Raw genomic sequence first — 25,825 nt, 5'->3', positions numbered from 1 at the left:
CGGCGATGACCAGGCCGAGCATGAGGGCACCGACGGTGAGGGCGGCGCCGCCGCTGACTATCGCCACGGCTGCGCCGCGCAAGGCGCTCACGCGAGCCTCACCCGGCGGGCGGCGTGGTGTCCGGTTCCGGTGTGGAGGGTGTGTTGATCAGCTGGACAAGTCGCTGCCGGGGGAAGCGCCACTGCGCGCGCTCGCCGGTTCCGACCTTGAACGCGGGCAGTTCGCCCTGCGTGGCCAGGGCCGCGGTACGCCCGGGGGTTAGCCGCAGCACTGCGGCGGCCTCGGCTGTTGTCAGTACCGCCGGATACTGTGCGAGCTGCTCGGTCGTCCGGTCGGGACTGTTGCCCTCCACCAGGGCGGCTATCGCGCGTTTCAAGAAGCGCCACTGCGCTCGGGGGCCGCTGCCCAGTTTGAACGCTGTGGGAAGTTCGCCCCGCTTTGCCATTGCAGCGATGAGCTGGGAGCCCATGCGCAGGATTTCCGCCACCTCGCCCGTGGTGAGCACGGTGGGATACGGGGCGAGCGGCCCTGGCTCCTGATCGGTCATGGTGGCGCATCCTAGCCACAGATCCCCCCTGTGCCTCAATAGTCCTCATAGTCCATCAACTTGCGTCAGGATAGCGAGAGATACTCTTAGTTGACACCAGATAACGTCTTGCGATGAAACATCGTCCCAGGTCTAAACTACTGGGCACCACACATGAGGGGAGGGGGTTGGACGTGGCAGATGTGAACCCGTGGGTCTCCCGGGTGAGCCCTACCAATGAGGACCATCAAGCACCATCAACAGTTGCATCCGCAAACGAAATAGTTCGGGTGTGGCCGCAGCCTGACGGTGTGCCACGGCCCGCCGGGGGACTGCCGGTTGCGCCCCGTCCTGTCGCCCACCTCGGCGGCTGGTGGTGGCTGGGCTGCCACGGCGGCGCCGGGGTCACCGCCCTGACCCACGCCGTGCCGGGCGGGCAGGACGCCGGGCGCCTGTGGCCCGCACCGGCCGCTGGCTGGACGCTCCCGGTCGTGCTCGTCGCCCGAGCCGACTTCGGGGGCCTGACGGCAGCTCAGGCAGCCGCCGCCCAATGGGCGTCGGGCGCCGTGCCGGGCATTGACCTGCTCGGACTGGTCCTCACGCCGTACTCACCAGAGCGCCGCTTGCCGCGACCGCTGCGCGATCTGCGCCGCCTCGTGTCCGGTGGAGTCCCCCGCACCTGGGCCCTGCCCTGGGTGGAGGGCTGGCGCCTTGGTGAGCCGCCCACCGCCCGCCCGCCCCGCGAACTCACCGCACTGGGCGACGAGCTGACCCGCCTCACATCCTCAACGGGGAGTCATCACCGTGTCTGACCTGCTCATCGCGGCCCATGAGACCGCCCGCCCCTTCCTGGTCCTGGCCGATGCGCCCATCCCAAAGTCCACCAACCCGCCGGGCAATGTGGTCGGCAACGTCACCACCCTGCTCGGGTGGGTGTTCTGGGGCGTCTCCGCCCTGGCGGTCGTCGGAATCCTCATCGTCGCCGCGAAAATGTTCACCAGCTTCCGGACCGGTGAGGGCTCCGAGCACATGAGCATGCTCGGCAAGGTCCTGGCGGGCTGCATCCTCGCCGCGAGCGCGGGCCCGATCGTCAACGCGATTCTCTGATCTGCGGACCTGACACCGCGAACTCACCCTAGGGGGGCATGACATGGCGGATCCCCAGCGGGATGCGCAGACCCAGAACGACCAGCCGGCCAGTCCATTTGCGAGCAAATGGTTCCTTGCATCGGCCGCGTTCGTCGCAGGAATCGTGCTGCTGGGCACCGTCGTGGCGGTGACGGGAGGCCCCTCCGACAGCACACCCGCGCAGGCCAAAGCGTCCACCCCGTCGACGCCGGCGGAAACCGCAAGCGCTTCGGGCCCGGCTCTGCCGCCGGGCGTCTGCCCGGCACTGACAGACAGCGACACCCGTATCCCGCTCGACCCGCCTTCCGCCAGCGTCGTTACGTGGTCCATCGTGGGCGGGTTCGCCCTGCCCGCGACCCGCACCGCAGGACCGGCACAGGTCAACGGAGACGTGGCCCGCTGCTACGCCCACACCCCGCTGGGCGCGCTGATCGCCTCGGTACAGATCACGGCCCGGAGCATGTCCGCGAAGGACTGGCGGCCGATCATCGACCAGCAGACGACCGGCGACGGAAAGATCAATTACATCCAGCAGCGCGAGAACTTCGAGAACAGTCAAGGCACTTCTGCCGCAGTCGGCCCCGATGAACACGGGCAGCTCGCCGGGTTCAAATTTGTGACCTACAACGCCGACACTGCCGTGATCGAGCTGGTGTGGCGGGCCAAGTCCGGCGCGCTCGCGTCCGGAGCCTCAACCATGCGGTGGACCGGCGGCGACTGGAAAACCGAGATCGCCCTTTCCCAGGCGCCCAGCCAGCAGCTGGACAACCTCGCCGGGTACATCGCCTGGAGTGGGATCTGATGTCCTGTGACATTCTCAGCACCCTGAACCCGGCGGTCACCGCAGCCTGCTCGATCGCCAAGTGGGGAGCGAAAAAGACCGGCGACTCCGCGTTCGATTCGATCGTGGGGAGCTTTTCCGACGGCGCGGGCTGGATTGTCAAAGAACTGACCACGGGTTGGCTGGGCCTGCCGAGCCCCCACCTGGACCCCGATTCACAGACCGGCCCCGTGTGGTTCCTGCGGGACAGCACGGCATGGCTCACCAGCGCTATTGCGGTCCTGTGCCTGCTCATAGCCGCTGGGCGCATGGTGTGGGAGCGCAAGAGCGAGCCCGCCAAAACCGCGGCCGCCGGCCTCCTGCGCCTGGTGGTGGTCTCCGGCGCCAGTGTCGGGGCGATCAACCTGCTCTCCAAGGCGTCCGACTCGTTCTCGATCTGGATCGTCAACCGGTCCACAGGCTGCTCAGCTGCCGATCAGGCCAGTTCGCACTGTGTGGACATGTTCGGCCAACGGGTCTTGGCCTTGACCGCGTTCGGCGGGACCAGTGCCGCAGGACAGGGCCTGATCCTGCTGCTCGCCCTCCTGATCATGATCAGCAGCCTGATCCAGATCGCATTCGTCCTTGTCCGCAACGCCATGATCATTGTGCTGGCGGGAACGCTGCCACTGTCGGCGGCCGCCTCTTCCACCGAGGCGGGCAAAGCATGGTTCAGCAAAAGCACGGGCTGGCTGCTCGCGTTCGTGCTGTACAAGCCTGCCGCAGCCATCGTGTACGCAGCCGCGTTCGCCTCCATTGGCCAGACCAAGACCAGCGACATTTTCACGCAGATCAGCGGTGTCGTACTGCTGCTGCTCGCCGCCTTCACCCTGCCCGCGATGATGAAGTTCGTCATGCCCATGGTCGCCGCGACCAGCGGCGGGACCTCCGCCGGGGCCGCAGTGGCCGGTGCGGGCCAGGCCATCGCCACCGGAGCCATTGCCATCAAGTCCCTCGGGGCGAGCAAAGCCGCAGCCGGGACCACCGGCGCGGCCAAGGGCGGTCAGACCAGCGGTGCCCAGCTGCCTCCCAACCGCCCCGGGCCGCCGTCCGGCCCCCCGCCCCCGCCGCCTCCACCGTCCGGCGGCGGCGCGCCCCCGCCCAGCAATTCCGGCCCGCACGGAAACCAGGGCGGTCAGCCGCCCGCCCCGCCCACCGGACCGAACTCCGGCGGGCCGCGGGGCAGTACACCCCCGCCGCAGGCCCCGCGCCCGCGCTCCGCCAGTGACCGTGACGACAACCAAGGGGTCCCCCATGGCAGCAAGTAGCCCCGGGCCGCGCCAGCAGCGCACCTACGGCAACTGGCGCCGCCCGCAGACGGCCGGTGTCGGCGCGCTCGGCCTGGTGGGCACCGTCGTACTGATGGCCGGGATGATCCTTGTCGTACTCGTCGCCATAAAGTCGCTGTGGGCAGCCGTGGCCCTGCTCCTGTTGCTCGGCCTGATCCTCGCCCCGATGGCCGTCCGGGACCGCGACGGCCGCACGCTGATGGTGCGCATGGGTGCCGCGCTGGGCTGGCGCATGACCGTCAAGGCGGGTGCCGACTACTACCGGTCGGGCCCGCTGGGCCGGACCGGCTACGGCACCTGCACACTGCCCGGCCTGGCCGCCTCCTCCACCCTGATGGAGGCCCAGGACGCCTACGGTCGGCCGTTCGCGATGCTGTCCTACCCGACCAATCACCACGCCGTGGTGCTCAGCTGCGACGCCGACGGCGCGGGGCTGGTGGATCAGGACCAGGTCGACATCTGGGTAGCGCACTGGGGGCAGTGGCTTGCCAACCTGGCCACCGAGCCCGGTCTGATCGGCGCGAGCGTGACGGTCGAGACCGCCCCGGACACCGGCATCCGCCTGGCCGAGGAAGTCAACACCAACCTCTCCCCGGACGCTCCGCCGCTTGCTGCCGCGATGCTGCGCGACGTGCTGGCCACCTACCCGGCCGGTTCTGCGCAGATCAGCACGCGGATCACGCTCACGTACTCGGGGGCGGCCCGGCCCGGACACGAGCGCCGCACCGCCGACGATATGGCCGTCCTGATCGGCCACCGGCTGCCCGGCCTCACCTCCACACTGGCCATGACCGGCGCAGGCCCGGCCCGTCCCATGACCGCCCGTCAACTCGCCGAAGCCGTCCGCATCGCCTACGACCCGTCGGTTGCCGCCCTGGTCGAAGAGGCCCAGCATTCCGGCGGGACCGGCCTGACCTGGGATGAAGCGGGCCCGGCCAGTTCAGACGAAGCGGTGGGCACCTACGCGCATGACGGGGCCTGCTCCATCACCTGGTCCATGTCCGAAGCGCCCCGCGGCGCGGTCCTCTCCTCGGTGCTGACCGGCTTCCTCCAGCCGTCCGACGACATCGCCCGCAAGCGGGTCACGCTCCTGTACCGGCCCCACGATCCGGCTTCGGCCACCCACATCGTGCAGCGCGACAAGCGTGACGCCGAGTTCAAAGCGGGTTCCACCAAGGGGAACCGCGCCCGTGATGACGTGGCAGTCAAGGCGGCCCGCCAGTCCGAAGAGGAAGAGGCCACCGGCGCCGGCGTCGTGCGGTTCGCCCTACTGGCCACCGCCACCGTCACCGACCGCGCCGACCTGCCGCGCGCTGAGGCAGCTATGGACAACTTGGCCGCCCCGGCCCGTATCCGGTTGCGCCGCATGACGCGCACGCAGGCCGCCTCCTTCGCGGCCGCGCTGCCCATCGGCCTGGTCCTGCCCGCGCACGTCATGGTGCCGTCCACCGTGCGCGACAACCTGTAATCCCTGGGGGAGAGTTCATGGCACGCACCAAGACCACCGCCCCGCCGCGCTCCCGGCCTGGCCTGCGCGGCTGGGCCGGGCCCGGCGGCGGTGCCCATCTCTACCTCGACCCGGCCACGGAATGGCGCGGCACCAGCGTCCAGGTGTGCGGCCTGTGGCCGTTCGGCGCCGGTTCCGGCACTCCTATGCAGGGGGTGCCGCTCGGCCGGGACCTGATGAGCGGCGCCACCGTGTGCTGTGACCCCATCTCCTGGTTCATGCGGGCCGGGCTGATCCTCAACCCGTCGCTGTTCGTGCTCGGTCAGCCCGGCCTCGGCAAGTCCACCCTCGTACGCCGCATGGTGCTCGGGCTGGCCGGCTACGGCGTCCAGCCGCTGATCTTCGGGGACCTGAAACCCGACTATGTGGACCTGATCCGGGCCCTGGGCGGACAGGTCATCACCCTGGGGCGCGGGCGCGGTTACCTCAACGTCCTTGACCCCGGCGAGTCGTCGGCGGCCGCCGCACGGCTGACCGGCGATGCCCGCAGGGCCCTGCTCGCCGACGCGCACGGGCGGCGCCTCAACTCGGTCTCCGCCCTGCTGACGATCCTGCGCTCAGCCCCGCCTACCGACCGCGAAGAGACCATCCTGAATGCCGCGCTCAAGGTGCTTGATGAGCGGCACACGCAGGGCGTCCCGGTGCTGCGAGACCTGGTGCAGGTCATCAAGGAAGGGCCCGAAGCGGTTCGTACTGTGGCCCTGGACCGGGGCAGCATCGACCGGTACCGCGACATCACCGAGAACCTGGAATCGTCGCTGACCGGCCTGTTGGGGGAGGGGCGCCTGGGCGACACGTTCGCCGAGCAGACCACCGAGCCCATGCGGATGGACCGGCCCGTGGTGTTCGACATCAGCAGCATTGACGACAGTGAGGAACTGCTTCAGGCGGCCGCGCTGCTGTCGTGCTGGTCGTACGGGTTCGGCGCGGTGGCGGCCGCGCAGGCTCTTTCGGATGCCGGCCTGGAGCCGCAGCGTCACTATTTCCTCGTGCTCGATGAGCTGTGGCGCGTGCTGCGGGCCGGGCGCGGCCTGGTCAACCGGGTGGACGCGCTGACCCGCCTCAACCGCACCCGGGGCATTGGCACCGCGATGATCACGCACACGATGAAGGATTTGCTTGCGCTGCCCTCGGAAGAGGACCGGCTCAAGGCCATGGGCTTCGTGGAGCGAAGCGGAATGGTCATCTGCGGCGGGCTCCCGATGGAGGAAATGCCCCGATTGACGCAGGTGGTGGACCTCTCCAGTGTGGAACAGCGCATGATCACCGAGTGGTCGACGCCTCCGGCCTGGGCCACCTCCGACACTCACGACATCGCCCCGCCCGGTCAGGGAAATTTCCTGATCAAGGTGGGCGGTCGGCCGGGCATCCCGCTGCACGTCGACCTGACCCCCGCCGAGCTCGATGTGAACAACACCAACCAGCGCTGGCAAAAGGCGGCATCCGTATGAGCGCCACGAACAAGCAGCGTGGCCCCGGCGGCGACGTCTCGCCATACCTGCTGGTCGGCGCCTGCGCCGTGGTGCTGGCCGTTGCGGCCGCCGCCTGGACATCGGCGGCCGCCGGGGCCGCCCTGGCCGGACAACCCGCCCCGCCCTCCAACCCCTTCGCCCTCCTGCTCCAGCTGGCCACCGGCGCCTATACCTGGCCCGGCGCCTGGGCCACCGTGGTTCTGGTCCTGGAATGCGCCGCCCTGGCAGTCGCCGCGGTGGCCGGCGTCCGGGCCGTGCGCGGCTACCGCGCCCGCCAACAGCCCATCGACGCGGCCGCCCGCCACATGGGCAAGGGCAAGGCCCTGGCCCGCATCTCGCAGCCGCACGCGCAGGCCACCGCCGAACGGCTCGGCTCGACGGCGGGAATCGGCGTGTTCCTCGGCCGTGCCGTGATCGGACGTCAGCCGCTCTACGGCACCGTGGAGGACACGTACGTCGACATCTGGGGGCCGCGGACCGGCAAGACGACCCGCCGGGCCATTCCCGCGATCATGGATCACGGGGCGGCGCCGTGCTTCGTCACCTCCAACAAGCGGGACGTGGTCGACGCAACGCGGGGGCCGCGCTCGGAGCTCGGCCGGGTGTGGATTTTCGACCCTCAGCAGATCGTCGGCGAACCGCCCACCACCTGGTGGTGGAACCCCCTTACCTACGTGACCAGCATCGCCAGGGCCGAAGAACTCGCGGGGCACTTCGCCATGGACTCGCGCGGCGAGAACTCCACATCTGACGCGCATTTCGAGCCCGCCGGGCGGGAGCTCCTCGCGAACCTTCTCTTGGCGGCAGCCCTCGACAAGCGGCCCATCACCCAGGTCTACAGCTGGCTGTCCGACCAGCGCGACTACGAGCCGGAAGCGATCCTGCGCAAAGCGGGGCCCGACTATGAGCTGTCCGCCGACAGCGTCCGGGGCACCCTGGACGCGGCGGACAAGGAACGCTCCGGCGTGTTCTCGACCGCCCGCCGCATGGCCGCGATCCTGCGCAACCCGGACGTGACGCGCTGGGTGACGCCCACCACGGGTCTGGACAAGCGCGAGGAGTTCAGCCCGGCCGCCTTCTCGACCAACAGTGACACGATTTATCTCATCTCCCGGGAAGGCGCCGGGTCCGCCGGTGCGCTCGTCACCGCCCTGTCGGTGGCGCTGTGCGAGGCGGCCGAACAGACCGCCATGCGCTCGCGTGGCGGGCGCCTGGCCCGGCCCATGCTCGGCGTCCTCGATGAAGCCGCCAACGTCTGCAAGTGGGCCAACCTCCCCTCCCTCTACAGCCACTACGGCTCGCGCGGCATCAACCTGATGACCATCCTCCAGTCCTGGGACCAGGGTGTGGAGGTCTGGGGGGAGCGAGGCATGGGCAAGCTGTGGTCGTCGGCGAACGTGTCCACCTACGGCGGCGGCGTCCTGGACGCAAAGTTCCTCGGCGACATCACCTCGTTCATCAAGAAATACGAAGCGCACCGGCGTTCCGTCACCCGCCAGCCGAACAACGGCCAGGGCGGGCTGTTCTCCTCCGGCCGGTCCACCACCTACTCCACGCAGCCTGAGGAGACGCTGGACGTCGCCGACTTGGTGGAAGTCGGCTCGGGCCGTGCCATCGTGCTGGCCTCCCAGACCCCCGCCGTGCTCGTGGAAACCGTGCCGTGGTGGGAGCACCCTTGGGCCGCCCAGGTTCAGGCCTCCATCGACCGGTACGACCCTGCGGACGACACCGACACCGCAACGGAGCACGCGTGATCATGGACGACGAATGGGCGGATGTGCCCGAGCCGCAGGACGGCTCCGCCCAGGACGCCTCGCCGGAATCCTCCGCCGCCCCGAAAGGCAAGCGCGGCGGCAAACGGAAGAAAGCCAAGAAGCCTCCGCCGCTGGTGTATTCGAACCTCGACGCGTTCGTGTCCGACTACCTCGCGCAGATCATCCGGCGTCGCATCCCCAGCTCCTCCCAGTCCTGGTGTGACGAGTGGTGGCGCCATCCTGAGGCGCTGTCCCGGCTGGCCGCCGTATGGCGTGCCTGGGAGCACCTCCAGCATGACCCGGCCCTCGGCATGTCCACCTGGTGGCTGCACCATGCCGATCCGCATCTCCGGGCGCTGATGCATCCCGAGACCGGCCCATTCGCGATGTGCAAGCCCTCTAAGCACGTCCGGTTGGACCCGCTGCCCCTGAAGCCGGCCAACCCGCTGATGTGGCTCGACCCCGCATTCTCCGGTGCCCCTGACGGCGCCTCAACCGGCTGACACAGCATCGTGAAAGAGGGGCGGCCACCGGTGGTGGCCGCCCCTCTCGCGCTGTCCCTGCGTAACCGCCTACAGGCCCTGCCGCTCGATCTCCCGCCCGTGCTCCCGCCCTTCCGGGGCTGGCCCCCGCGACTGCGCCGGGGCCCGCTCCGTGGCCGCCTCCGCACCCCTCGGATAGCCCAGGGCGCCCAGCCGTACGGCTTCGGCAACCTCGTCATCTCCGAGCCCGCTCACGGCCTGCGCGGCCTCGGCCCGCCGCTCATCCTCCCGGCCGTCCGCGACACCTTCCACGGCCTCCTCCACACCGCGCAGGACTTGGCCAGGGATCGCGGCCAGGGAGGCAGGATCGGTACCGGCTTCGGCGGCCTCGGGACCGTTCCGCGCGTCTTCCACGGCCGGAGCGAGTGGGTTGCGGTACATCTGCTGCACCGCCTCGGCGAGTTGCCCGTTCGCCTCCTCGGACAGGGGCCGCCCCCACCGCTTCGCGAACTCCTCGGCGAGCTGCTCGGCGGCCGCGCCGCTGTTGTCGCTGTAGATCCTGGCAACGGTGGAAGCGGCCTGCGCGTCCAGCCACGTGCCCTGGTCCAGAAGCCGTGTACCGCGCTCTCCCACCTTCACCGCCTGGTCCACCAGCCGGGCCGCCTCGACGCGCAGTTCATCGGCGTACGCGCCGCTCTGCCGCTCCGCCTCCGTCTCCAGCCGGGTGGCCCGGGTGAATGCGTCGAAGGACTGGGCGAAAGCGGTCTGAGCCTCGCTGCGCAGGACTTCACCCTCAGCAGACAACGCCACCGCCTGGCCCGTCCGGCCCGGCCCGCCGAACAGTCCGGCCACCATCTCCGGGGTGGCCGACGGGGACAGGACGACCCCATGTTGCCGCTCCACCCTGCCGATGAGTTCACGCTGCATGTCCTCGCGGGCCTGTCCCGCCTCCCACTCCTGGACATGCCCCCACACCCCGGCGATTTCCTCGCCACTGGCGGTGGCCCACCATCCGTCATCGAGCGTGTCTGTCAGCCGCGCCGCCTCGACCACCCGGCTCGGGTTCTCGCCGCGGATCTCGGCAGCCGTGGCGGCCATCTCCAGCGCCGTGTCCGCCTGGGCCTGGCGCAGCGTCCCCAACCCCTCGCTTACGGCCGCCACATTGCCCTCCAGCCGCTTCTCATCGGCCGCGGACAAGCCGCCTGCGTCCAGCCGCTTCAGGTAGTCCTCACGCCTCGCGATCCGCCGCCATTCCTCCTCGCGCAGCCGCTCAGACTCCACCGACAGCGCATAGAAGCGCTCCGCCACGCTGGCATCACTGCGGTTGCCGTCGATGATGCCGCGCAGCTGCGCCGCCTCGTCCTCCAGCAAAGCCGCGGCCTGATCGCCATAGACGGTTGCGGCCGGCACGTGCGCGGCCTGCGGATCGCCGGTGTTCTCCACGAGTTCCGTGACGAACCGTGCGCTGCGGTCCTGGATCACCTCGGCGCCTGCGCCTGCGGCCCACGCCTGGTACTCCTGCGCCGCCACGGCGCGAGCCTCTCGGCCCAAAGGTGCCGACACCTCACCGCGGAAAGCCACCTCGTACGGATTGTCGACGTCCCGGATCAGGACGGCGTACGAGAGTCCGGGCAGCGCCGTGGCGGCCTCCTGTGCCTGCTCCAAAGCGCGCTGGAATGCCGGGTCCGACAGTGCCAGAAGGCGGGTGAGGTCCTGGCCCTCCACCTGCCATTGCGGTACCTCGATCCCAAAGCGCTCCTTGAGCTGATCGCGCATGTGCTCCAGCGTCATGGCCGCATACGGGTCGCCGTGCGCCGCCCACTCGGCGGCCGCCTGCCAACTCCGCGCGATGCGCTGCGCATCGGGGTCGCGCCAGAACCGTTCCTGATGTGCCGCTCTCAGCAATGGCTCGGCCGCGGCGCGCTCAGCCTGCAACCGCTCCAGCGCCGCACGGGCTCGCTCCTCGTCGGCCTCGCGGGCGAGACGCATGCGTTCCTCGCGGGCCTCGATCGCCATCTCCGCCGCCAGCGCCGCAAGGGTGACAAAGAGCCGGATGGACTCGGCCATTGCCTCCGAGATTGCGTCGTAGACCTCGCGTGTTGAGTCGTCATACTGGGCCATTTGTTCCCCTCTGCTGGCAGCGTGGACCGCCTTATCGGTCGCGGTCGGGACCTTGGACCTGCGGTCCGTTCTCCGGTCCGGGCCTCTCAACCTGGCCTCCGGGCCGGCGGATTGATCCGGGGCCGGACGCGAGCCATTCGCGCGAGTGTTGCAGTCGTGCCAGATCGCCCTGGGCACTGCGCGCGATCTCAGCCGCCTGCTGCCGTTCCTGCCGGGCTTTGTGCAGATCGTGGAGCGCGCGCATCGTGTTGCGCATCGCCTGGAGCATGAGCGCCTGACCGAGCGCGCTCGCCGCGTTCGAGCGGGAATACCGTGCTGCCATTGCTGCCCCTCTCAGTTGGCCGGGAGGTACTGCCATAGGTCGATGACGGTCCTCATGACTGCGCTGTGCCGACCGTGCCAGTACATCGGCTGCCTTCGCCAGAGGGCCCGGTCGTTCCTCCAGGCGGGCACTGAGAACCGCCATGACTCCGGCTGCGTCGTAGGCGGCCTGCGACCACCGAACGACGTCATCCGTGGGCACTTGAGCAAGCCGCGCACGTACCTCGCTGATCTGCTGGGCTGCCATCTCCCACGCGGTCTCATCCCGGAGCAGATCGTTCGGTGCCCCGCGTTCTGTCAGGGCATCCGATCGTTCGCTCCATACGGCTACGGCGTCCGCCGGATCGGTGTCCGGCCATTGCTGCCGCAGTTGGGTCAAGGTGAGGTCCCGGGCGAGCTTTCCGCCGGGGAACCACAGGGGTGGATGATCTCCTGCCTTGATGTGCAGCGCGACCGAATAGCCAACGACTTCCGAGCGGCCGCCCTTCGCGTAGCGGGGCCGGGCAATGACGCCACTGGCTCGCAGATTTCGAACGAACTCGGCTTCGCTCCGGGAGGTGGCCCCGGCCGCCCGCACGCGACGGGCCAGGGTGTGGCGCTCCGGTTCGAAATGCCCTCGGCGGGCCGCCGCTTCCTGCTCTCCGCGCTTGATTCCCGGAGTACTACGGCCTCGCCTGCCCTCAACGACGCTCAGGCCCATGTCCAGCTCGATGGCGGCACAGATCTGTTGGCTGCGCGGGTGGTCGCGGAAGACGTCGGCCTTGCTGCCGTCTTCGCGCACCAGGTCGACCACGAGATGGATATGGTCGTTCCCCTTCGTGCTCGTGCCGTGGTGCACAGCAATCCACCGGCACGGCGCCTTACCGTCGCGGTTAGCGAATCCCATGTCTTCGACCATGCGGCCGGCGACGGTGGCCCATTGCTCGTCTGTGAGGGGTCCGTCGTCCGACCGGAGACTGATCGAGCAGTGCCAGACGTGGCCGTCCTTGACCGTGGTGCCGAACAGTGCGTGTGGGCTGTCCAGGTCAGCCGCGACCGCAGCCAGTTGGGGGGATCCGCCCTCGAACCGGGGCTCTCCCTCGGCCGTGAATCCCTCATACGCGGCGACGATCCGCGGATCCGTATGTTCGTTCGCCCGGCCCGGCCCGAACAGATACCGCACCAATCCGGCGGTATCAGTTCCGCGCGTGATGTTGGGCATCATGCGGCGTACTTCGCAGCCATCTCCTCGACACGCTCAATCGTGCCCGGCAGCCGGTCCAGTACCGCCCTGAGCTGGTCTGGGGAGAACTCGGCATCGGCGTTCAGCGCCCGAGCAATCTGATTAAGGTTGTTGGCCATGTTGGCCAACAGACGGCGAACCGCCATGACCTCCATGTACATCGCATCCCGCTCGGTCCGGGTGAGCGGCGGAACACCGGTCGCAGCCTCTACAAGGGTCCGCGGCACGCTCACTCCGAGGGCGATGGCGCGCCCGCGCACAAGCTGAGCTTCCTTGTCACTCATCAGCACCTTGGTGACGTGCTGGCGCTTCCCCTCCTCGACCCGCTTCAACTTCTTTCCGGGAAATGCTGCCCGACGGGGCGTCAACTCCTCGTCCACGCTTCTCTTCCTCCCAGCGAAGCGACCCCGGACACCGGGGATCACACGTCAGTGTGCCACCCCTCGCCGACGGCAGGCGAGGGGAAAAGCCAGTTTGGGTTACCCAAACTGCTAGCTTGCTCACTGGGTGCCGGGCAGAGGGTGAGCAAGCTAGTGGCTGAGCCACAGTCGGTCCGCGCGTCGACCGTAGCCGTCGAATCGCCTGGCGTAGCACACGCGTTGACGTGATGTCGCTAGGCTGCGGGGCATGGCGAACACACCTGATCTCGAAACCACGCTCAAGGCCGCTCAGAGACTGTTGGACCAGCGGCTGACAGTTGTGGAGAGCCACAAGCGCAATCTGGATGCGGAGGAGGCGGCCCGAGCGGCGCTCATCGAGCGCGAGCATGAGACGGCCCGCACGTGGGCTGACCTTCTGGCCGCCGGGTGGAGCGCGGAGGAGCTCGGGCGGTTGGGCTTCAAGGCACCTGCGGTCAAGGCGCCCAAGCGAGCGCGGCGTACTCGCCGCGAAGAGCCTGCAAAGGCGACTGGCTCCGCGCCCGTGGTGCCTCCGCAGGCTTCGGAGTCTCCAACCCCGCAGCATTCCGCGGGCGTCTGACGACCAGCATCCGGCGGGGCCAGGCCGCATGCGCGGCCGGGCCCCGCCCGTCTGTCGTTTAGTTCCCCGCCGCCCCGGCTTCGCCGTCGGTGGGGGTACGGATCCGGTGACCGGCTTAGGTGGCCTCGCCGTCGCCGTCCGACCCGTATGCCCAACCCCGTAAGACGTCTGGCTGCGAGGGAGAGGTGGGGGGCGGAGGTTAGCCGACGGCACGTGCGCCGAAGTGGGCGGAGACCGTACCCCCGCCTTCAACCCTACGGCGCGCGAGGCGACCGCATCGCCTGTCTGGGGCTGAGGGGGATCTGGCCGCTGCCGCGCGGTGGCTGAGCCCGTCGTGGGCGCTCCGCTCAGGGCGCCAGTATGGGGGCTGGCCGTTCGGCTTCCGGGTGGGACTGGGCTAGCGGTCCAGCCCGTTGCTGTGGCTCCGATCGTGTTCGCTACCCCTGCCCCCGCCCGCCCCTTCCTGTGACCACCCGGACCGCTCGGCACGAGTGGCGGGCCCGAATCCAAGTCCGCCTAGCCGGAGGACGTTTCGGAGCTCCTCATCAGGCTCCGAGCCGTCTACAGCCGCTGTCAGCATCGGCACCGCGAGACTGTCGACGGATGCCAGCCGCTCCACCCAGTCGGCTGCCTGAATGGCCGCCACGTCCGCTCGGTCCTGCTGGAACCGTGCCTGTGTTTCCCGGTTCCACGGCTCCCTCCGGATCTCCTCGACCCGTGCACTCATCGCGATGGGAGGAGTCCATGAGCCGTCGGCCTGACGACGAGTGCTGGCGAGCACCCCGGATCGTCCCACGGCGTGCAAGGCTCGCACCGTTCCCCGCACTTGTGCGGCATCTAGGATTCTGGGGGTGCCATCGATGACGGACCTTTGAAGTTCAAGCGGGATCAGGAGGCTGTAGCCCGTGCCGTCGGTCATCGCCTGGTAGTGCCGATGCATCACGCCAAGCTCGGACCGGGCCGGGTGTACGGCCATGTAGGCCATCTCCGCCTCGTACCCCTCTGCGCGGAAGTAGTCGAGTCGCTCGAACGTGGCTTCAGGGTGTGTGTACGGGCCGACGAGGACAAGGTCTTGCTTGGCCTGGCGGACCTCTTCCAGCATCCGGGCGACCAGGATGCGGTAGTCAGGGGCGACAAGACGGGCAGCCGCGAGTCCGCCATGGACGCGTGCGTACGGCTCAAAGCGCGGGTGCAGCGCCATGATGTCGTCGCCGTCGAGCCGTACCGCCTCGGTCATGTTCAGCTGCCGCTGAACCAGCGGCAGGGCCGTGCTCTTTCCCGACCCTTGGGGACCCCCCAGGATGAGCACGCGAGGATGCTCGCGCGCGGGTCTGTCGAGCATCGGCGTGATGGCGTCTGCATACAGCGTGTCCAGCTCGGCATCCGACAGAATCCGTCCCGGTTCACTCACTGGGCACCGGCCCGAAGAGCGGCGAGCAAGCCGGGGAACTCCGCGAGGATCTGCCGGACTCGCGTGCGGTCCTCATCGCTGAGTGTCTGTTGTTCTGCCACGAGTCTGCGACGCCGTTCCTTGAGGTCGGCGGCCTGCTGCTCGTGTGCAATGGAAGCGATACGGGCGCTGTAGGCCGCGATGACAGCCCGGTGCAGCTGGCGGGCGTGGCCGTACTCGGCCAGAGCTTCGGTGTATGGATCGGTGGTCATGCCCCTGGCCTGCCCGGGTGCGAACCCCCGCAACCGGCCGCCGACGGCGTGATCCGACTCCTAGACTGACGGATCGTGCGCGGCAGTTGCGCGACACAAGCGCGCATCCGCGCCTCATTAAGGGAGGTTTTCATGGTGACGGGATTGCCAGCCACAGGGTGGCACAAGAGCTCGTACAGCGACGATTTCGACAACGCGTGTGTCGAGGTGTCACGCCGAATCGTCGACGGTGTGACCGTACGTGATTCCAAGGATCTCGACCGCCCGGGCCTGGCGGTCAGCTCCGGGGCCTGGACGGGCTTCCTCACGGCGCTCGGCTCGCGCTAGCCGAGGTCTCCGGAGCTCCAACCTTACGAAGGCCGCGAGTATCGCCTCGCTCACTGCAACTAGGCCTCGCCCAGCCCTGCGGACACCGATTCGGAGAGGGGTGCGCGTAGGTCCCAGTCGGTGGAGCCGGTCTCAGGGTCGGGCAGTCCAGCGAGGCGGGCGCGGGTGATGGTTTGTCGCGGTTGCCCATGCGCCTGCTCCAGGCGGTGAGCCGCTCCTGTTGCTGGCGGGTGAGGTCGTCCGACGGTTGGTCATCGGTGAGTGTCCTCGGTGGCACCGGCGATGAGGGCGTCGCGGAGGCGGCGGCCGTGGTCGGTGTCGGGGATTGTGATCAGTTCATCGGGTCAACAATCTTTGACGCCTAATCGGGGCGACGGGGTGTTTACCGATCCTGTGCCGGAGTCGGTAAACTTGGTGGAGACAGGCACAGTTACCCAACGTGATGGTCTGGCCCGGGGCGTGACGGGCCGTCGGCGACCGGGAGGGCACCACACCCATGGCGGTGCAGCAGCACTTCATCATCACCCTGGCCTCGGCGCAGGGGCCGCAGACCTTCGAGGGCCTGATCACCCCCGCCCCGCACCACACCCGGCAGCAGGTCTTCCAGACGGTCCGCGACTCGGTCACCCGCACCCAGGACGGGGCGGACGGCGCGGTGGTGTTCTTCGACCTGGCCCCCAACACCCTCGGCACCGGTGCGGCATGACCGCCGTGGCGACCGGACTTCCCGACGCATCGGGCTACACCCTGCTGCCTGGCGGCCGGGTCCTGCACCCCGACGGGTACACCGTGGCGGCCGCCACGGCAGCGCTCGGGGCCTCGGGCGTCCCGGCCAACACCACCCGGGGCCGCTTCTCGCGGATGGGCGCGTTCGTCACCTGGTGCCGGGAGAACGGGCGGCTCCACTCCGATGCGGGGGCGCTTGCCGACTACGCCGCCCACCTGGCCGCGCTGCACCACCCGGCCGAGACGATCACCACCTATGTCTCCACGATCATCGGGCAGCTGGCGGCCGCCCGGCCCGCGGTGCTGGTGTTGCCCTCCGAACTGGTCCTGATCCGGGGCATCGTGGCGGCCCGCGCCCATGCGGAGGCCCAGGACGACGACGGACAGGGCGACGCCCTCCAGGCGGCCGAGTGCAGCCGTGCGGACCTGCTCGCGATGCTCGCCACCCTCGACCGCACGACCGTGGCCGGCGTGCGCGACGCGCTCGCCCTGATCCTGGCCTGGCACATGGCCGGACGCGCCTCGGAGCCCGGCACCCTGCGGCTGCGCGACGTCGCGGAGGTGACGGTGGAGTACCCGGACCCGGACGGCGGCGCCCCGCTCACAGTCGCCGGGCTCACCCTCACGCTGCGGCTGTCCAAGACCAACCCGTACGGGCTGACGGCCGACCGTATCCAGCTGCTCGAAAGCGGCGACGCGGCCTGCCCGGTGGCGGCCTGGCGGGCCTGGGCGGCGGTCCTGGACGCGAACCGCATCACCAGCGGGCCGCTGCTGCGCCGGGTCCGCCACAACCGCATCACCACGGCCGGACGGCCTCCGAAGGACCCGGCCCGGGCCGGGGGCTTCGGGGACCGCGCGGTACGGAACCTGATCGCGCGCTGCGCCCGGATCGCCCGCCTGGTGCGGGCCCTGGAACCGGCGGAAGTCGAGCTGCTGTCGACCCGGGTGGAGCGCGAGCATCTCGCCACCGTGGAGGACCCGGCCGCACGGGACGCACACCGGGCCGAACTCCGGTTGCGGCGGCGGGCTCTGCGCCGGACGCTGCCGCGCTGGTCGGGGCACTCGATGCGGCGCGGCCGCGTGCGGCACCTCCAGCACACCGGCGCCCCGGTCCACATCATCGAGCGGCAGTGCCGCTACGCGCGGGGCTCGCGCGCGCTCGCCCGCTACCTCGACCCGCTGATTGCCTGGGCCGACCACCCCGACCGGCCCGGCCGGACCGCCCCATCCGGCCCGCGCATCGTCCACACCCGGACCTGACGTCGGGCGCGGTGCCAGTGCCGGGCGACTGCCTACCCCAGCTGGGCGCGGCACAACGCCGTCACGGACGGATCGGTGACCCCCGCCGACCAGTCACAGACCTGCCCGGGCGCCGGGTACCCGGGGTACCCACTGGCCGTGCGGGCGGGCCGGATGGGGCGCCGGGGCCACCGGCCGGGCCCGGGGGCGGGCCCTCGGGTGACGATCACCGCCGTTTGCGGCTGGTGACACTTCTGGCACCCCAGGGGGATGGTCTGCCTCTGACTGTCGGTGGCTCTGCCATGAGCCTTGTCAGTGGGTAGCTGGGCCGGGTGCTCCTCCGCCGGTTCCGCAGCCGAAGCAAGGACGGCAGGAAGTAGGAGTCCGGGCGGCGCCGGTCCGCACCACCCCGATGCGGGGCGTCCGGCGGGCTCAAAGACCGGTGCCCGGAGATTCCGCTTAGCGCTGTCCCGGGCGGCCACCGCCCCCGGCCGGGCCTGCGCCGCAGCGCCCACGCTCACTCCGACCGCCCCGGATCGGAGGCGCCAATGTGACCAAGACCACACCGGCCGGACCCGTCCCGCACGCCCCGGACCGGCTGTTTCGCCTGGTCCGGGCCCTGTCTAGTCGCCGGAGCCTCCAACCATCGGCCTGTCGACCGGGCCAGCACCGGCCCCCGGGAGCACCACGCGCCAGCCCTCGGCTCCTTCCATACCCGCTTCGGCGAGAGGATTCCGGACGCCGCCGCTGGGCACCGCCGCCAGACGCAAAGCTTCACCCCGGGCATAGGCCCATTCCTCAGGGCGGACGGGCGCGCCCCTGCCAGGCGACGGACAGCACGCTCCCGTCCCAGCACCCCGAAATCGCTCCCACCGTCCTCACGCGTCGGCGGCCGTGTTTTCTGTTTCGGGGTGTGGGCTGCGGTTCGCGTTTCGGTCCGGCGGGGTGGATTTCGGGGAGCGGGGCCGGCGCTTCGAGCGCAGCCGCTTCGGCTTCGGGGACGAGGGTCGGCGCTTCGGGGACAGCCGCTTCGGCTTCGGGAGCGGGGGCCCGCGCTTCGAGCGCAGTTGCTTCGGCTTCGGGGACAGCTGATCCGGTTTCGGGAGCGGCCTGGTTCCCGTCCCGCCGCGGTCCCGTATCGAGACCCGGGTCAGGCCGGCGAGACCGATACCGGGTCTCACCCGGCTCCGACTAGACCGGTCCGGGGGACTCTGCTTCAGCGACCTGAAGCCGTAGTTCGGGGACACGGTGGTGTCCTTCAAGGACACGTTCAGGGACACGGCGCAGTTGATCAAGGACAGTGCGTCCCCGCGACAGCCCGCCTGGCGGCACGACGACACGACTGTGCCGTCACGGGAGACCGTGACGGTGTGACGGCACGGTGTCCCGGTGTGCCGTGTCGGCGTCTCGGCACACGAGTTCGTCGCTCTCTGTGACCGGCACAAGTTTCGTGGACCAGTCGGGTCGTCCGTTCCGCGAGGGTCGTTCCGACGGTTCCGGGAGTCGTTCCGACGGTTCCGCCAGTCGTTCCGCGAGGGTCGTTCCGACGGTTCCGCCAGTCGTTCCGCCAGTCGTTCCGCGAGTCGGGTCGCCAGTTCCGCGAGCCGTTCCGCGAGGGTCGGTCCGACCGTTCCGCGGACCGTGAACGCGAGGCTCGCGAACCCTCGTGAACCGTGGACCGTGAACGCGGAGTTCACGCTCACGGTCCACGAGCCACGGACCGGTGAGCGCGCTCACGGACCGGTGGACCGTGTACCGGTACACGGTCCGTACCGATGAGCGAGCTCACCGGTAAATGTGTTTGTACAGGGGTCGTATCGGTACGACGTGCCCTACCGGTACGGCCCCTGTACAGGGGCCGTACAGCCTGCCCATAGAGGGGGCCGTACGGCTCCCTACCGGAAGGGGGCATACGCGATTCGAACTGCCGGAATCCAGTTCCCGACTGGGCGGGAAGCGGTTCCCCTGTACGGCGTCAGTAGCCGTACACCCCTTTGCGCCCAAGCCTCGACGGTCCCCGTACGCGCGGACGTGCCGATTCTGTCGTGTCCGTCCGTCGAGCCACGTACCGGTGAGCTCGCTCATCGGTACGGACCGTGTACCGGTACACGGTCCACCGGTCCGTGAGCGCGCTCACCGGTCCGTGGCTCGTGGACCGTGAGCGTGAACTCCGCGTTCACGGTCCACGGTTCACGAGGGTTCGCGAGCCTCGCGTTCACGGTCCGCGGAACGGTCGGACCGACCCTCGCGGAACGGCTCGCGGAACTGGCGACCCGACTCGCGGAACGACTGGCGGAACGACTGGCGGAACCGTCGGAACGACCCTCGCGGAACGACTGGCGGAACCGTCGGAACGACTCCCGGAACCGTCGGAACGACCCTCGCGGAACGGACGACCCGACTGGTCCACGAAACTTGTGCCGGTCACAGAGAGCGACGAACTCGTGTGCCGAGACGCCGACACGGCACACCGGGACACCGTGCCGTCACACCGTCACGGTCTCCCGTGACGGCACAGTCGTGTCGTCGTGCCGCCAGGCGGGCTGTCGCGGGGACGCACTGTCCTTGATCAACTGCGCCGTGTCCCTGAACGTGTCCTTGAAGGACACCACCGTGTCCCCGAACTACGGCTTCAGGTCGCTGAAGCAGAGTCCCCCGGACCGGTCTAGTCGGAGCCGGGTGAGACCCGGTATCGGTCTCGCCGGCCTGACCCGGGTCTCGATACGGGACCGCGGCGGGACGGGAACCAGGCCGCTCCCGAAACCGGATCAGCTGTCCCCGAAGCCGAAGCAACTGCGCTCGAAGCGCGGGCCCCCGCTCCCGAAGCCGAAGCGGCTGTCCCCGAAGCGCCGACCCTCGTCCCCGAAGCCGAAGCGGCTGCGCTCGAAGCGCCGGCCCCGCTCCCCGAAATCCACCCCGCCGGACCGAAACAGAATTGAGCACCCTTGAAATAGGGAGGCGCAAATTTAAATTTACAATTCGAGATCCAGAGGGAGTTCCGCAGTCGCACGACTCGGAATTTTCGAAAATTCCCCCACCCGGCATTGCCTGAAAATAGCCGGGCCAACGAGGGCCCATTTCGGCGCTCGCCAAATTGCCCATCTCGTGTATCATGAGCCTGAGTGCCAATTCTGAAAAGTTTGGCGCCCATTGGGTCCACAAAGATGTGGGCCCCACGCCTCTAATGGATCGAGATCGTGGGGCCCAGAGTCGGACCTGGATGGGCTCGACCGTGTGCGCGGTCGGGCCCATCTTCGCTGCTAGAGCAGCTTCCAGAGCTTGTACATCCAGTACGCGGCCTGGCTGGCGCGCGCAATCAGCATGAACGTCTGGACGGCTAACTCCCGCTTGCTCAGGCCCGGCTTGGCTTCCTCGTCGAGGTTCCTGCCGGACACTGGATCACCTCCTTCCTGATAGATCTGCTGGCGCCCACGAAATTGCTGAGTGGGATGTTCTGACAGTAGCAGCACTCCCCCTCACGGAAAGGGAATCATTCAGCGCCGGGTTCGGGCAGTGAGAGATGGACCAGGGTCCCGAGAGGACCTCGATAAAGGCAACCGGAGATAGTTCTTCATTGCTCGCGGTCACACACCCGATTCCGCTTCGGTCGGAGTGGGCACCGCGCATCGAGCGGGGCTCTCCCTCTCTTCTCGGGGGCAGGTGGCCCGCTGGCGCCCGATGCCGACGGTAAGAGGCGGCGGCCATCACGGTCTGCCAACAATCCGCGGAGCGACCGGTCTCCGCTACAGGTCCGTCTGCGTGTCAATACGAGAACCGGGCCGTCAGGAGCGGGCTGCTACCCCAGGAGGGCCTGGCACAGTGCCGTCACCGAGAGATCGGTAACCCCCTGCGACCAGTCACAGACCTGCCCAGGCGCCGGGCACCCCGGGTACCCGCTGCCGTGGGGGGTGGGTGGGGTGGTGTGCCGGGCCCGGTGACGGGGCCTCGGGTGCCTGGCCGTGCCGTCGGGTCACTGCGGCAGGGGGTTGAGCTCCTGAAACGCGCTTCGGGCGTGCCTTACGGGCCCGATACAGCGCCCGGAGGCAGGGAGCTGACCAGCACGTTTACCGGATCAAGATCCACTGATTGCCCGTCTGTCCCGTATCTCGGTCAGCCCCGTGAACCGTCCGCGCGTAGAGGATCAGTCGACGGTCAGGGTCCGACGTGGGGCGGTGGTGACCAGCCGGATCCAGGACTGGGCCAGTTGTACGGCTGCGGCCTGGCGCGTCGGGCAGAGGTCGCGCCCCGCGGCCGCGGAGTTGGCCAGGCGGCCGCGCCAGCCGTTGCGGCCGGACGGGGAGGTGCCACCGTAGGACGGCTCCACGTAGCCGAGCACCGTCTCTCCGCTCCGCAGGATCCATCGGTGGTTCTCGCGCCATTCCGGGTGCCGGACCAGCTCCGCCGCGTCCGCAACCGCCGCGGCCTTCTTGGCGGAGAGCTTCTGCGGGCGGGCCTCGAATCCCTCTGCTCGGGGCTTCGCCGGGGCGGTTCGTTGCTCCGTCCGCGAATCGTCACGTGTCGTTTGGCGGGCCCGCTCCGGGTGGCTCTGGGGCTCGCTGGCGGGGGCGGCCAGGTCAACGGCGGTCACGCTCGGCGCCGCGGCGGCCGGCAGGCCGTGTACGGCCTGTGCTGCGGGGGCGGCCCGGTACGTACGGGCGGCCAGGACGAGCGGCACCCGGGCCACCTCACCGAGATCGAAGTCGTCGGCGGGCAGGCCCGCGGTCAGGGCGAGGGCCAGCCGGCGGGCCGCGCTGGCCAACTGGTCGGCGAGCTGGACGGCGGGGACATCGGCGTACTCCGCCAGCAACTGCTCTTCGGCTGCCGGGTCCTGGCGGTGCTCGTCGCGGCTGCGCTGGCGGGACCGGTAGGCCTTTGCCTGGCAGGCGCGTGAGCAGTAGCGCCGGGCCCGCGGGCCGCGCTGGGCGGGCAGATCGGTGCCACAGACCGGGCAGGTACCCACCCGGACCACCCCCTCTATCGTCACGTGACGTTTACGGAGCACTCTAGCGGCGCCCCGCCCAATCGTCACGTGACGGTTAGGTGTCACACCGTCGCTCAGAACAAGGTCGGCTCCTCCACCGTGGTGACCTCGTCGGGCAGTTCGTCCTGATAGGCGGAAGCGTCCCGCATCGGAACGCGGGCCATGCTGCCGGGGCAGAGCTGGAAACTACGGGGCTCGCGCTTGTGATCGTGCACGCTGACCATCCCGAGTGCGGTGGTCGGAGCTCCGCCGTACACCCCCCGGCACACCGGGCACTCGACCCTCGGATACGTCGCCATGGCCCCAGTTTCACACTGCGACACCCAGTCAGGGGCTGCTGGGCCACGATCAGTTGCCTTGGCGGCGGGCACGCTTTTCGGCACGGGCCCTCTCAACGGCGGCGGCGTGCCGTGATTCTGCGGTGTCCAGCCGTAGGGGTCGCTCGATCCTGCGCGCCGGCGTCTCGGGTGCGGGCTGCTGGGCCTGGGGCTGGGTGTAGCGGGCCAGGTTCCAGCGGGCGAACTTCTCGGCCCGCTCGGCCTCGGCAGCGGCCAGGGCGGCCTCCCGGCGGTGGGCTTCTTCGCGCTGGGCCTCCTGCTTGCGCAGGAACTCGGCCCGCCTGTCGGCCTCCTGGGCCGGGGAGGCCGACCGGGCGAGGATGCGGCGACGCTCGGCCGGGGTGGCGTCGTCCCACTCGGTGACATGGTCGGCCTGCAACCGGTCACCGTGCCGGGGCCGGTAGTGGTGTTTGTCGCGGCGATCATTGATCAGGCGCCACAGTCGCCACCCGGCCAGGCGTCCCAGGTCCTCGGCGTCGCCCAGGTTGGCCGACAGAAGCTCGACGAGCTCGGACTCGGTGGACCGGGGCAGCGCGATCATGATCGTGCGGTGCAGATCACCCCAGGCGGAACCCCCGAGGGACTCAGTGCGCCGCTGCCGCACGTTGCGGTGCTGGGAGGGCAAAAGGGGGTCCGGTTGTGGCCCAGTTGGCTGCGCCAGGCATGCCAGGACCGCCTCAGGACCCGGTCAGCGGCCATGCCAGGGTCGTCACCTCCGCCGTATGCGGCGTCTCTTGCAGGCGCCGCCGTAGGCGTCCGGTTTTGTTTTTCCATCCCTTCCGAGGAGCCCAGCCGTCCGCAGACAACAGACCAGATAGTGGAATCCCGGCCTTCATTTTCCGTACCGATGAGTTGACGGGCCGTCCGTTGCGGGACACCCGGCGGCTCCCGTGGGTGTCCGGCCCGACGCCGCCATACCGCCTTGCAAGCAAGGGGAGTTGGGCCGCGCGGGGGTGGATCAGGAGGGGCTGCGGGCGGTCGGAGCGCGGCCGTTGGAGCTGCCGGGCATCCCGGCCGGGCTTGCCCGGCCTTGCTGTGGTTCAACGCTCCTGCACCCGTACACGCCCGGCGCCCGCCGGCGCCCGGACTGGCCGCCTGCGGCCGGGCCGGGCGCCGGCGGTGAACGCGCCGGGCAACGGGAGCGCCGCCCCAACGGGGCGTCCTTTGGCGCGCGACGGCCGGCGGCCGGGCCCGGGTGGTGGGCCGGTCCCCTGGGCGGCGGGGGTTTGTGGGACATCGCCGCATGCGGCTGTCCTTTACCGCACCTGGCGGCCCGTCTGTGGCGGGCCGTGAGGGTGGGGGTGGTGGGGTGCCGGGCCCGTTGCCGAGCCCGGCACCAGCGGGTGTTACAGCCTGGGGAACAGTGCCCGTGCTGCCATCGGGTGCAGGTGGAGCCTGCGGAGGAAGTCGGCTTGGAACGCGCTGCGGGCTGCGATCTCGTCCACGCGCATGTCCCCCACTCCCTTCTTGGTCTTCACGATGACTCCGTCGATGATGCTGATTCCCGCGCCTCCGAGATCGGAGAACACGTTGATGCGGAGATGCAGGTAGACCTGCCCTTCGTGCTCGGTGATGGTGATCGCGTAGGCCAGATCGGCCAAGGGGTAGACGTGCGTGGCGCGGGACCGGGCGAGCGGCCCGCCGTCCAGGATTTCGGGGCGCAGCGCCCGGAGGTAGTGGGCGAGCGTCGCGCGGGTGGTGGCGCGGAGCGGTACATCGATGCTTTCGGGGTCGAACTCCTCCCGGATGGCGGGCCGCTGCCACACCCCGGACTCGCCGGTGGCGCATGCACGGATGATCTCGTCGTACAGCCTCCGCAGCTTGCGATGGATGTAGACGATATCGGCGTGGAATTCGGGGTTGGCAAGGCTCTCCCACCCCTGCGGCAACAGGAACTGTGCCGTGGCCGTGGCCATGGGGGTGGAGAGCGCCGGAACGGGTTCGAGCACCCGCAGGGCGTCACGGTCCACCACGTCCGCGCTCATCAGGGCGCCAAGGACGGACGCTTCCTCGACGATCCGGCGGGCCCGGACTGCGGACAGCCCCCCGACCCGTGTGGCCCGCTCCTCGACTTCCGCACGCTCCTTGTGTGTCCGCCCCACGAAGTGGGCGTGAAACCGCTTCTCGCCCTGGATGGATTCGCGGTCCAGGGTGTTGGGGTCGTAGCTCCACGAGACCACGGGGCTGAGCTCGTAGGCGCGGCAGTGCTCGGCGAAGCACGCCGCGACCACTCCGAGCGCCGTACCGAACTCGGGTGCGTGGTCGTGCAGTCCGGGCCGGTGCGTGGTCCCGGCGGACATGAGCATGAGCTCATAGAGGGCGTGCGGCGACCGCTTGTCGGTCAGCGCGTACCCCTCGTCGGGGGAGACGTTGATGTGCGCGTGGACCTTGGTCCACCCGTAGACGTCGCTCACGGTCCCCATCCGCTGGACTCCGCTCACGTAGCCCGGGTAGCCCTTGGCGGCAAGCGAGTCAACGACGCGGACATCCTGGCGTCGGCCTTCGAGTGCCGACGGCAGCAACTGGGTCATCGGGTTTCCTTCCCTCGGTGGTGTTGGTCGCCGGTCGGGTGTGCCGCCCTTCCGACATCACTAACTTTACAGCAGTTCAGCTCATTTCTCTACGTGAAATCGCAGATCAGGCAGGGTTTTTGATGCCCTTTCATCAAAGGTGCCCCGCTGTTGACGGTTACGGGTGGGGGTCGGCGCACGGGCCTTGGGCGGTGGGTGTCCACGGTTCGGGCCGCCCCGGACGACACGCTGCCCGGCCACGACGATGCCGGTACCGAGCGGCGCGACCACACCGGGCCGGGCCACATCGCGGCAGCTGCCAGATCCCCGCCCGCCACGGCCGGGCGGCAGGTCGCCTCACGCACCGTTCGGGTCGACGGCGGGGGCACGGCGCCCCGCCCACCACCTAGCCGGGAGCGCG

The 25,825-nt window shown here is 69.6% G+C and carries 23 protein-coding genes; 12 read left to right on the top strand and 11 right to left on the bottom strand.

The genetic code is table 11. The annotated features are described in order from the left end of the window. Positions 1–98 precede the first annotated feature (98 nt). On the bottom strand, positions 99–548 hold the full coding sequence (locus tag OG522_RS41120; RefSeq protein ID WP_329468707.1) for a helix-turn-helix domain-containing protein: 450 nt from the start codon (positions 546–548) through the stop codon (positions 99–101). A gap of 290 nt (positions 549–838) precedes the next feature. Here OG522_RS41120 and OG522_RS41115 point away from each other — a divergent pair, with 290 nt between their 5' ends. From OG522_RS41115 to OG522_RS41080, 8 genes are read left to right on the top strand one after another with little or no spacing between them, the layout of a single operon-like run. Next, the gene (locus OG522_RS41115) at positions 839–1,339 is read left to right on the top strand and encodes a DUF6668 family protein (RefSeq protein ID WP_329468705.1); all 501 of its coding nucleotides are present in this window, start codon (positions 839–841) and stop codon (positions 1,337–1,339) included. Then, a complete protein-coding gene (locus OG522_RS41110) occupies positions 1,332–1,634 on the top strand; it encodes a hypothetical protein (RefSeq protein WP_329468704.1) in 303 nt (100 codons plus the stop codon). The genes OG522_RS41115 and OG522_RS41110 overlap by 8 nt, the downstream gene beginning before the upstream one ends. Positions 1,635–1,677: 43 nt before the next feature. Next, the gene (locus OG522_RS41105) at positions 1,678–2,457 is read left to right on the top strand and encodes a hypothetical protein (protein ID WP_329468703.1); all 780 of its coding nucleotides are present in this window, start codon (positions 1,678–1,680) and stop codon (positions 2,455–2,457) included. Beyond that, positions 2,457–3,743, top strand: coding sequence for a hypothetical protein (locus tag OG522_RS41100; RefSeq protein ID WP_329468702.1), 1,287 nt, complete (start codon positions 2,457–2,459; stop codon positions 3,741–3,743). The genes OG522_RS41105 and OG522_RS41100 overlap by 1 nt, the downstream gene beginning before the upstream one ends. Beyond that, positions 3,730–5,232, top strand: coding sequence for an SCO6880 family protein (locus tag OG522_RS41095; RefSeq protein ID WP_329468700.1), 1,503 nt, complete (start codon positions 3,730–3,732; stop codon positions 5,230–5,232). The genes OG522_RS41100 and OG522_RS41095 overlap by 14 nt, the downstream gene beginning before the upstream one ends. Before the next feature lie 17 nt (positions 5,233–5,249). Then, the gene (locus OG522_RS41090; RefSeq protein ID WP_329468699.1) at positions 5,250–6,722 is read left to right on the top strand and encodes an ATP/GTP-binding protein; all 1,473 of its coding nucleotides are present in this window, start codon (positions 5,250–5,252) and stop codon (positions 6,720–6,722) included. Beyond that, positions 6,719–8,497 carry a type IV secretory system conjugative DNA transfer family protein gene (locus OG522_RS41085; protein ID WP_329468697.1) on the top strand — a complete coding sequence of 593 codons (1,779 nt, stop codon included), beginning with the start codon at positions 6,719–6,721 and terminating at the stop codon, positions 8,495–8,497. Before OG522_RS41090 ends, OG522_RS41085 begins: the two co-directional genes overlap by 4 nt. Positions 8,498–8,499: 2 nt before the next feature. Then, complete coding sequence (locus OG522_RS41080; RefSeq protein ID WP_329468749.1) at positions 8,500–9,000, top strand: DUF4913 domain-containing protein; 501 nt, start codon at positions 8,500–8,502, stop codon at positions 8,998–9,000. 69 nt (positions 9,001–9,069) lie between these two features. Here the strand turns inward: OG522_RS41080 and OG522_RS41075 are convergent, their stop codons facing one another. Genes OG522_RS41075 through OG522_RS41065 form a run of 3 tightly spaced genes read right to left on the bottom strand, consistent with a single transcriptional unit; the run spans position 9,070 to position 13,023 of the window. Beyond that, complete coding sequence (locus OG522_RS41075; RefSeq protein WP_329468695.1) at positions 9,070–11,100, bottom strand: hypothetical protein; 2,031 nt, start codon at positions 11,098–11,100, stop codon at positions 9,070–9,072. Positions 11,101–11,131: 31 nt separating this feature from the next. After that, entirely contained in the window at positions 11,132–12,625 is a 1,494-nt protein-coding gene (locus tag OG522_RS41070) for a relaxase/mobilization nuclease domain-containing protein (RefSeq protein ID WP_329468694.1), read from the bottom strand. Then, positions 12,622–13,023: a plasmid mobilization protein gene (locus OG522_RS41065; RefSeq protein WP_329468692.1), complete on the bottom strand. Its 402-nt coding sequence runs from the start codon at positions 13,021–13,023 to the stop codon at positions 12,622–12,624. The genes OG522_RS41070 and OG522_RS41065 overlap by 4 nt, the downstream gene beginning before the upstream one ends. Positions 13,024–13,270: 247 nt before the next feature. Here OG522_RS41065 and OG522_RS41060 point away from each other — a divergent pair, with 247 nt between their 5' ends. Next, complete coding sequence (locus OG522_RS41060) at positions 13,271–13,621, top strand: hypothetical protein (RefSeq protein ID WP_329468691.1); 351 nt, start codon at positions 13,271–13,273, stop codon at positions 13,619–13,621. Between the two features lie 397 nt (positions 13,622–14,018). Here OG522_RS41060 and OG522_RS41055 read toward each other — a convergent pair whose 3' ends face one another. Further along, the gene (locus OG522_RS41055; protein ID WP_329468748.1) at positions 14,019–14,963 is read right to left on the bottom strand and encodes a zeta toxin family protein; all 945 of its coding nucleotides are present in this window, start codon (positions 14,961–14,963) and stop codon (positions 14,019–14,021) included. Between the two features lie 65 nt (positions 14,964–15,028). Beyond that, the gene (locus OG522_RS41050; RefSeq protein WP_329468690.1) at positions 15,029–15,283 is read right to left on the bottom strand and encodes a hypothetical protein; all 255 of its coding nucleotides are present in this window, start codon (positions 15,281–15,283) and stop codon (positions 15,029–15,031) included. Positions 15,284–15,415: 132 nt separating this feature from the next. Here OG522_RS41050 and OG522_RS41045 point away from each other — a divergent pair, with 132 nt between their 5' ends. The 3 genes from OG522_RS41045 to OG522_RS41035 all read left to right on the top strand — a co-directional run bounded on the left by OG522_RS41045 (position 15,416) and on the right by OG522_RS41035 (position 17,596). Beyond that, positions 15,416–15,610 (top strand): DUF397 domain-containing protein, encoded by a 195-nt coding sequence (locus OG522_RS41045; RefSeq protein WP_329468688.1) that lies wholly within the window; start codon positions 15,416–15,418, stop codon positions 15,608–15,610. A gap of 496 nt (positions 15,611–16,106) precedes the next feature. Beyond that, a complete protein-coding gene (locus tag OG522_RS41040; protein ID WP_329468687.1) occupies positions 16,107–16,316 on the top strand; it encodes a hypothetical protein in 210 nt (69 codons plus the stop codon). Beyond that, complete coding sequence (locus OG522_RS41035; protein ID WP_329468686.1) at positions 16,313–17,596, top strand: hypothetical protein; 1,284 nt, start codon at positions 16,313–16,315, stop codon at positions 17,594–17,596. The genes OG522_RS41040 and OG522_RS41035 overlap by 4 nt, the downstream gene beginning before the upstream one ends. 3,239 nt (positions 17,597–20,835) lie before the next feature. Here the strand turns inward: OG522_RS41035 and OG522_RS41030 are convergent. The 5 genes from OG522_RS41030 to OG522_RS41010 all read right to left on the bottom strand — a co-directional run bounded on the left by OG522_RS41030 (position 20,836) and on the right by OG522_RS41010 (position 25,425). After that, the gene (locus OG522_RS41030) at positions 20,836–20,970 is read right to left on the bottom strand and encodes a hypothetical protein (RefSeq protein WP_329468684.1); all 135 of its coding nucleotides are present in this window, start codon (positions 20,968–20,970) and stop codon (positions 20,836–20,838) included. A gap of 746 nt (positions 20,971–21,716) precedes the next feature. Next, on the bottom strand, positions 21,717–22,559 hold the full coding sequence (locus OG522_RS41025) for a hypothetical protein (RefSeq protein WP_329468683.1): 843 nt from the start codon (positions 22,557–22,559) through the stop codon (positions 21,717–21,719). Positions 22,560–22,630: 71 nt separating this feature from the next. Then, a complete protein-coding gene (locus OG522_RS41020) occupies positions 22,631–22,855 on the bottom strand; it encodes a hypothetical protein (protein ID WP_329468681.1) in 225 nt (74 codons plus the stop codon). Between the two features lie 49 nt (positions 22,856–22,904). Then, the gene (locus OG522_RS41015) at positions 22,905–23,435 is read right to left on the bottom strand and encodes a hypothetical protein (protein WP_329468680.1); all 531 of its coding nucleotides are present in this window, start codon (positions 23,433–23,435) and stop codon (positions 22,905–22,907) included. Between the two features lie 805 nt (positions 23,436–24,240). Further along, complete coding sequence (locus tag OG522_RS41010) at positions 24,241–25,425, bottom strand: hypothetical protein (protein ID WP_329468679.1); 1,185 nt, start codon at positions 25,423–25,425, stop codon at positions 24,241–24,243. Between the last annotated feature and the right edge of the window lie 400 nt (positions 25,426–25,825).

This window comes from Streptomyces sp. NBC_01431 (assembly GCF_036231355.1).
Lineage (GTDB): Bacteria > Actinomycetota > Actinomycetes > Streptomycetales > Streptomycetaceae > Streptomyces.
Note: the sequence above shows the minus strand (reverse complement) of the source record. Positions and strands in the feature narration are given on the sequence as shown.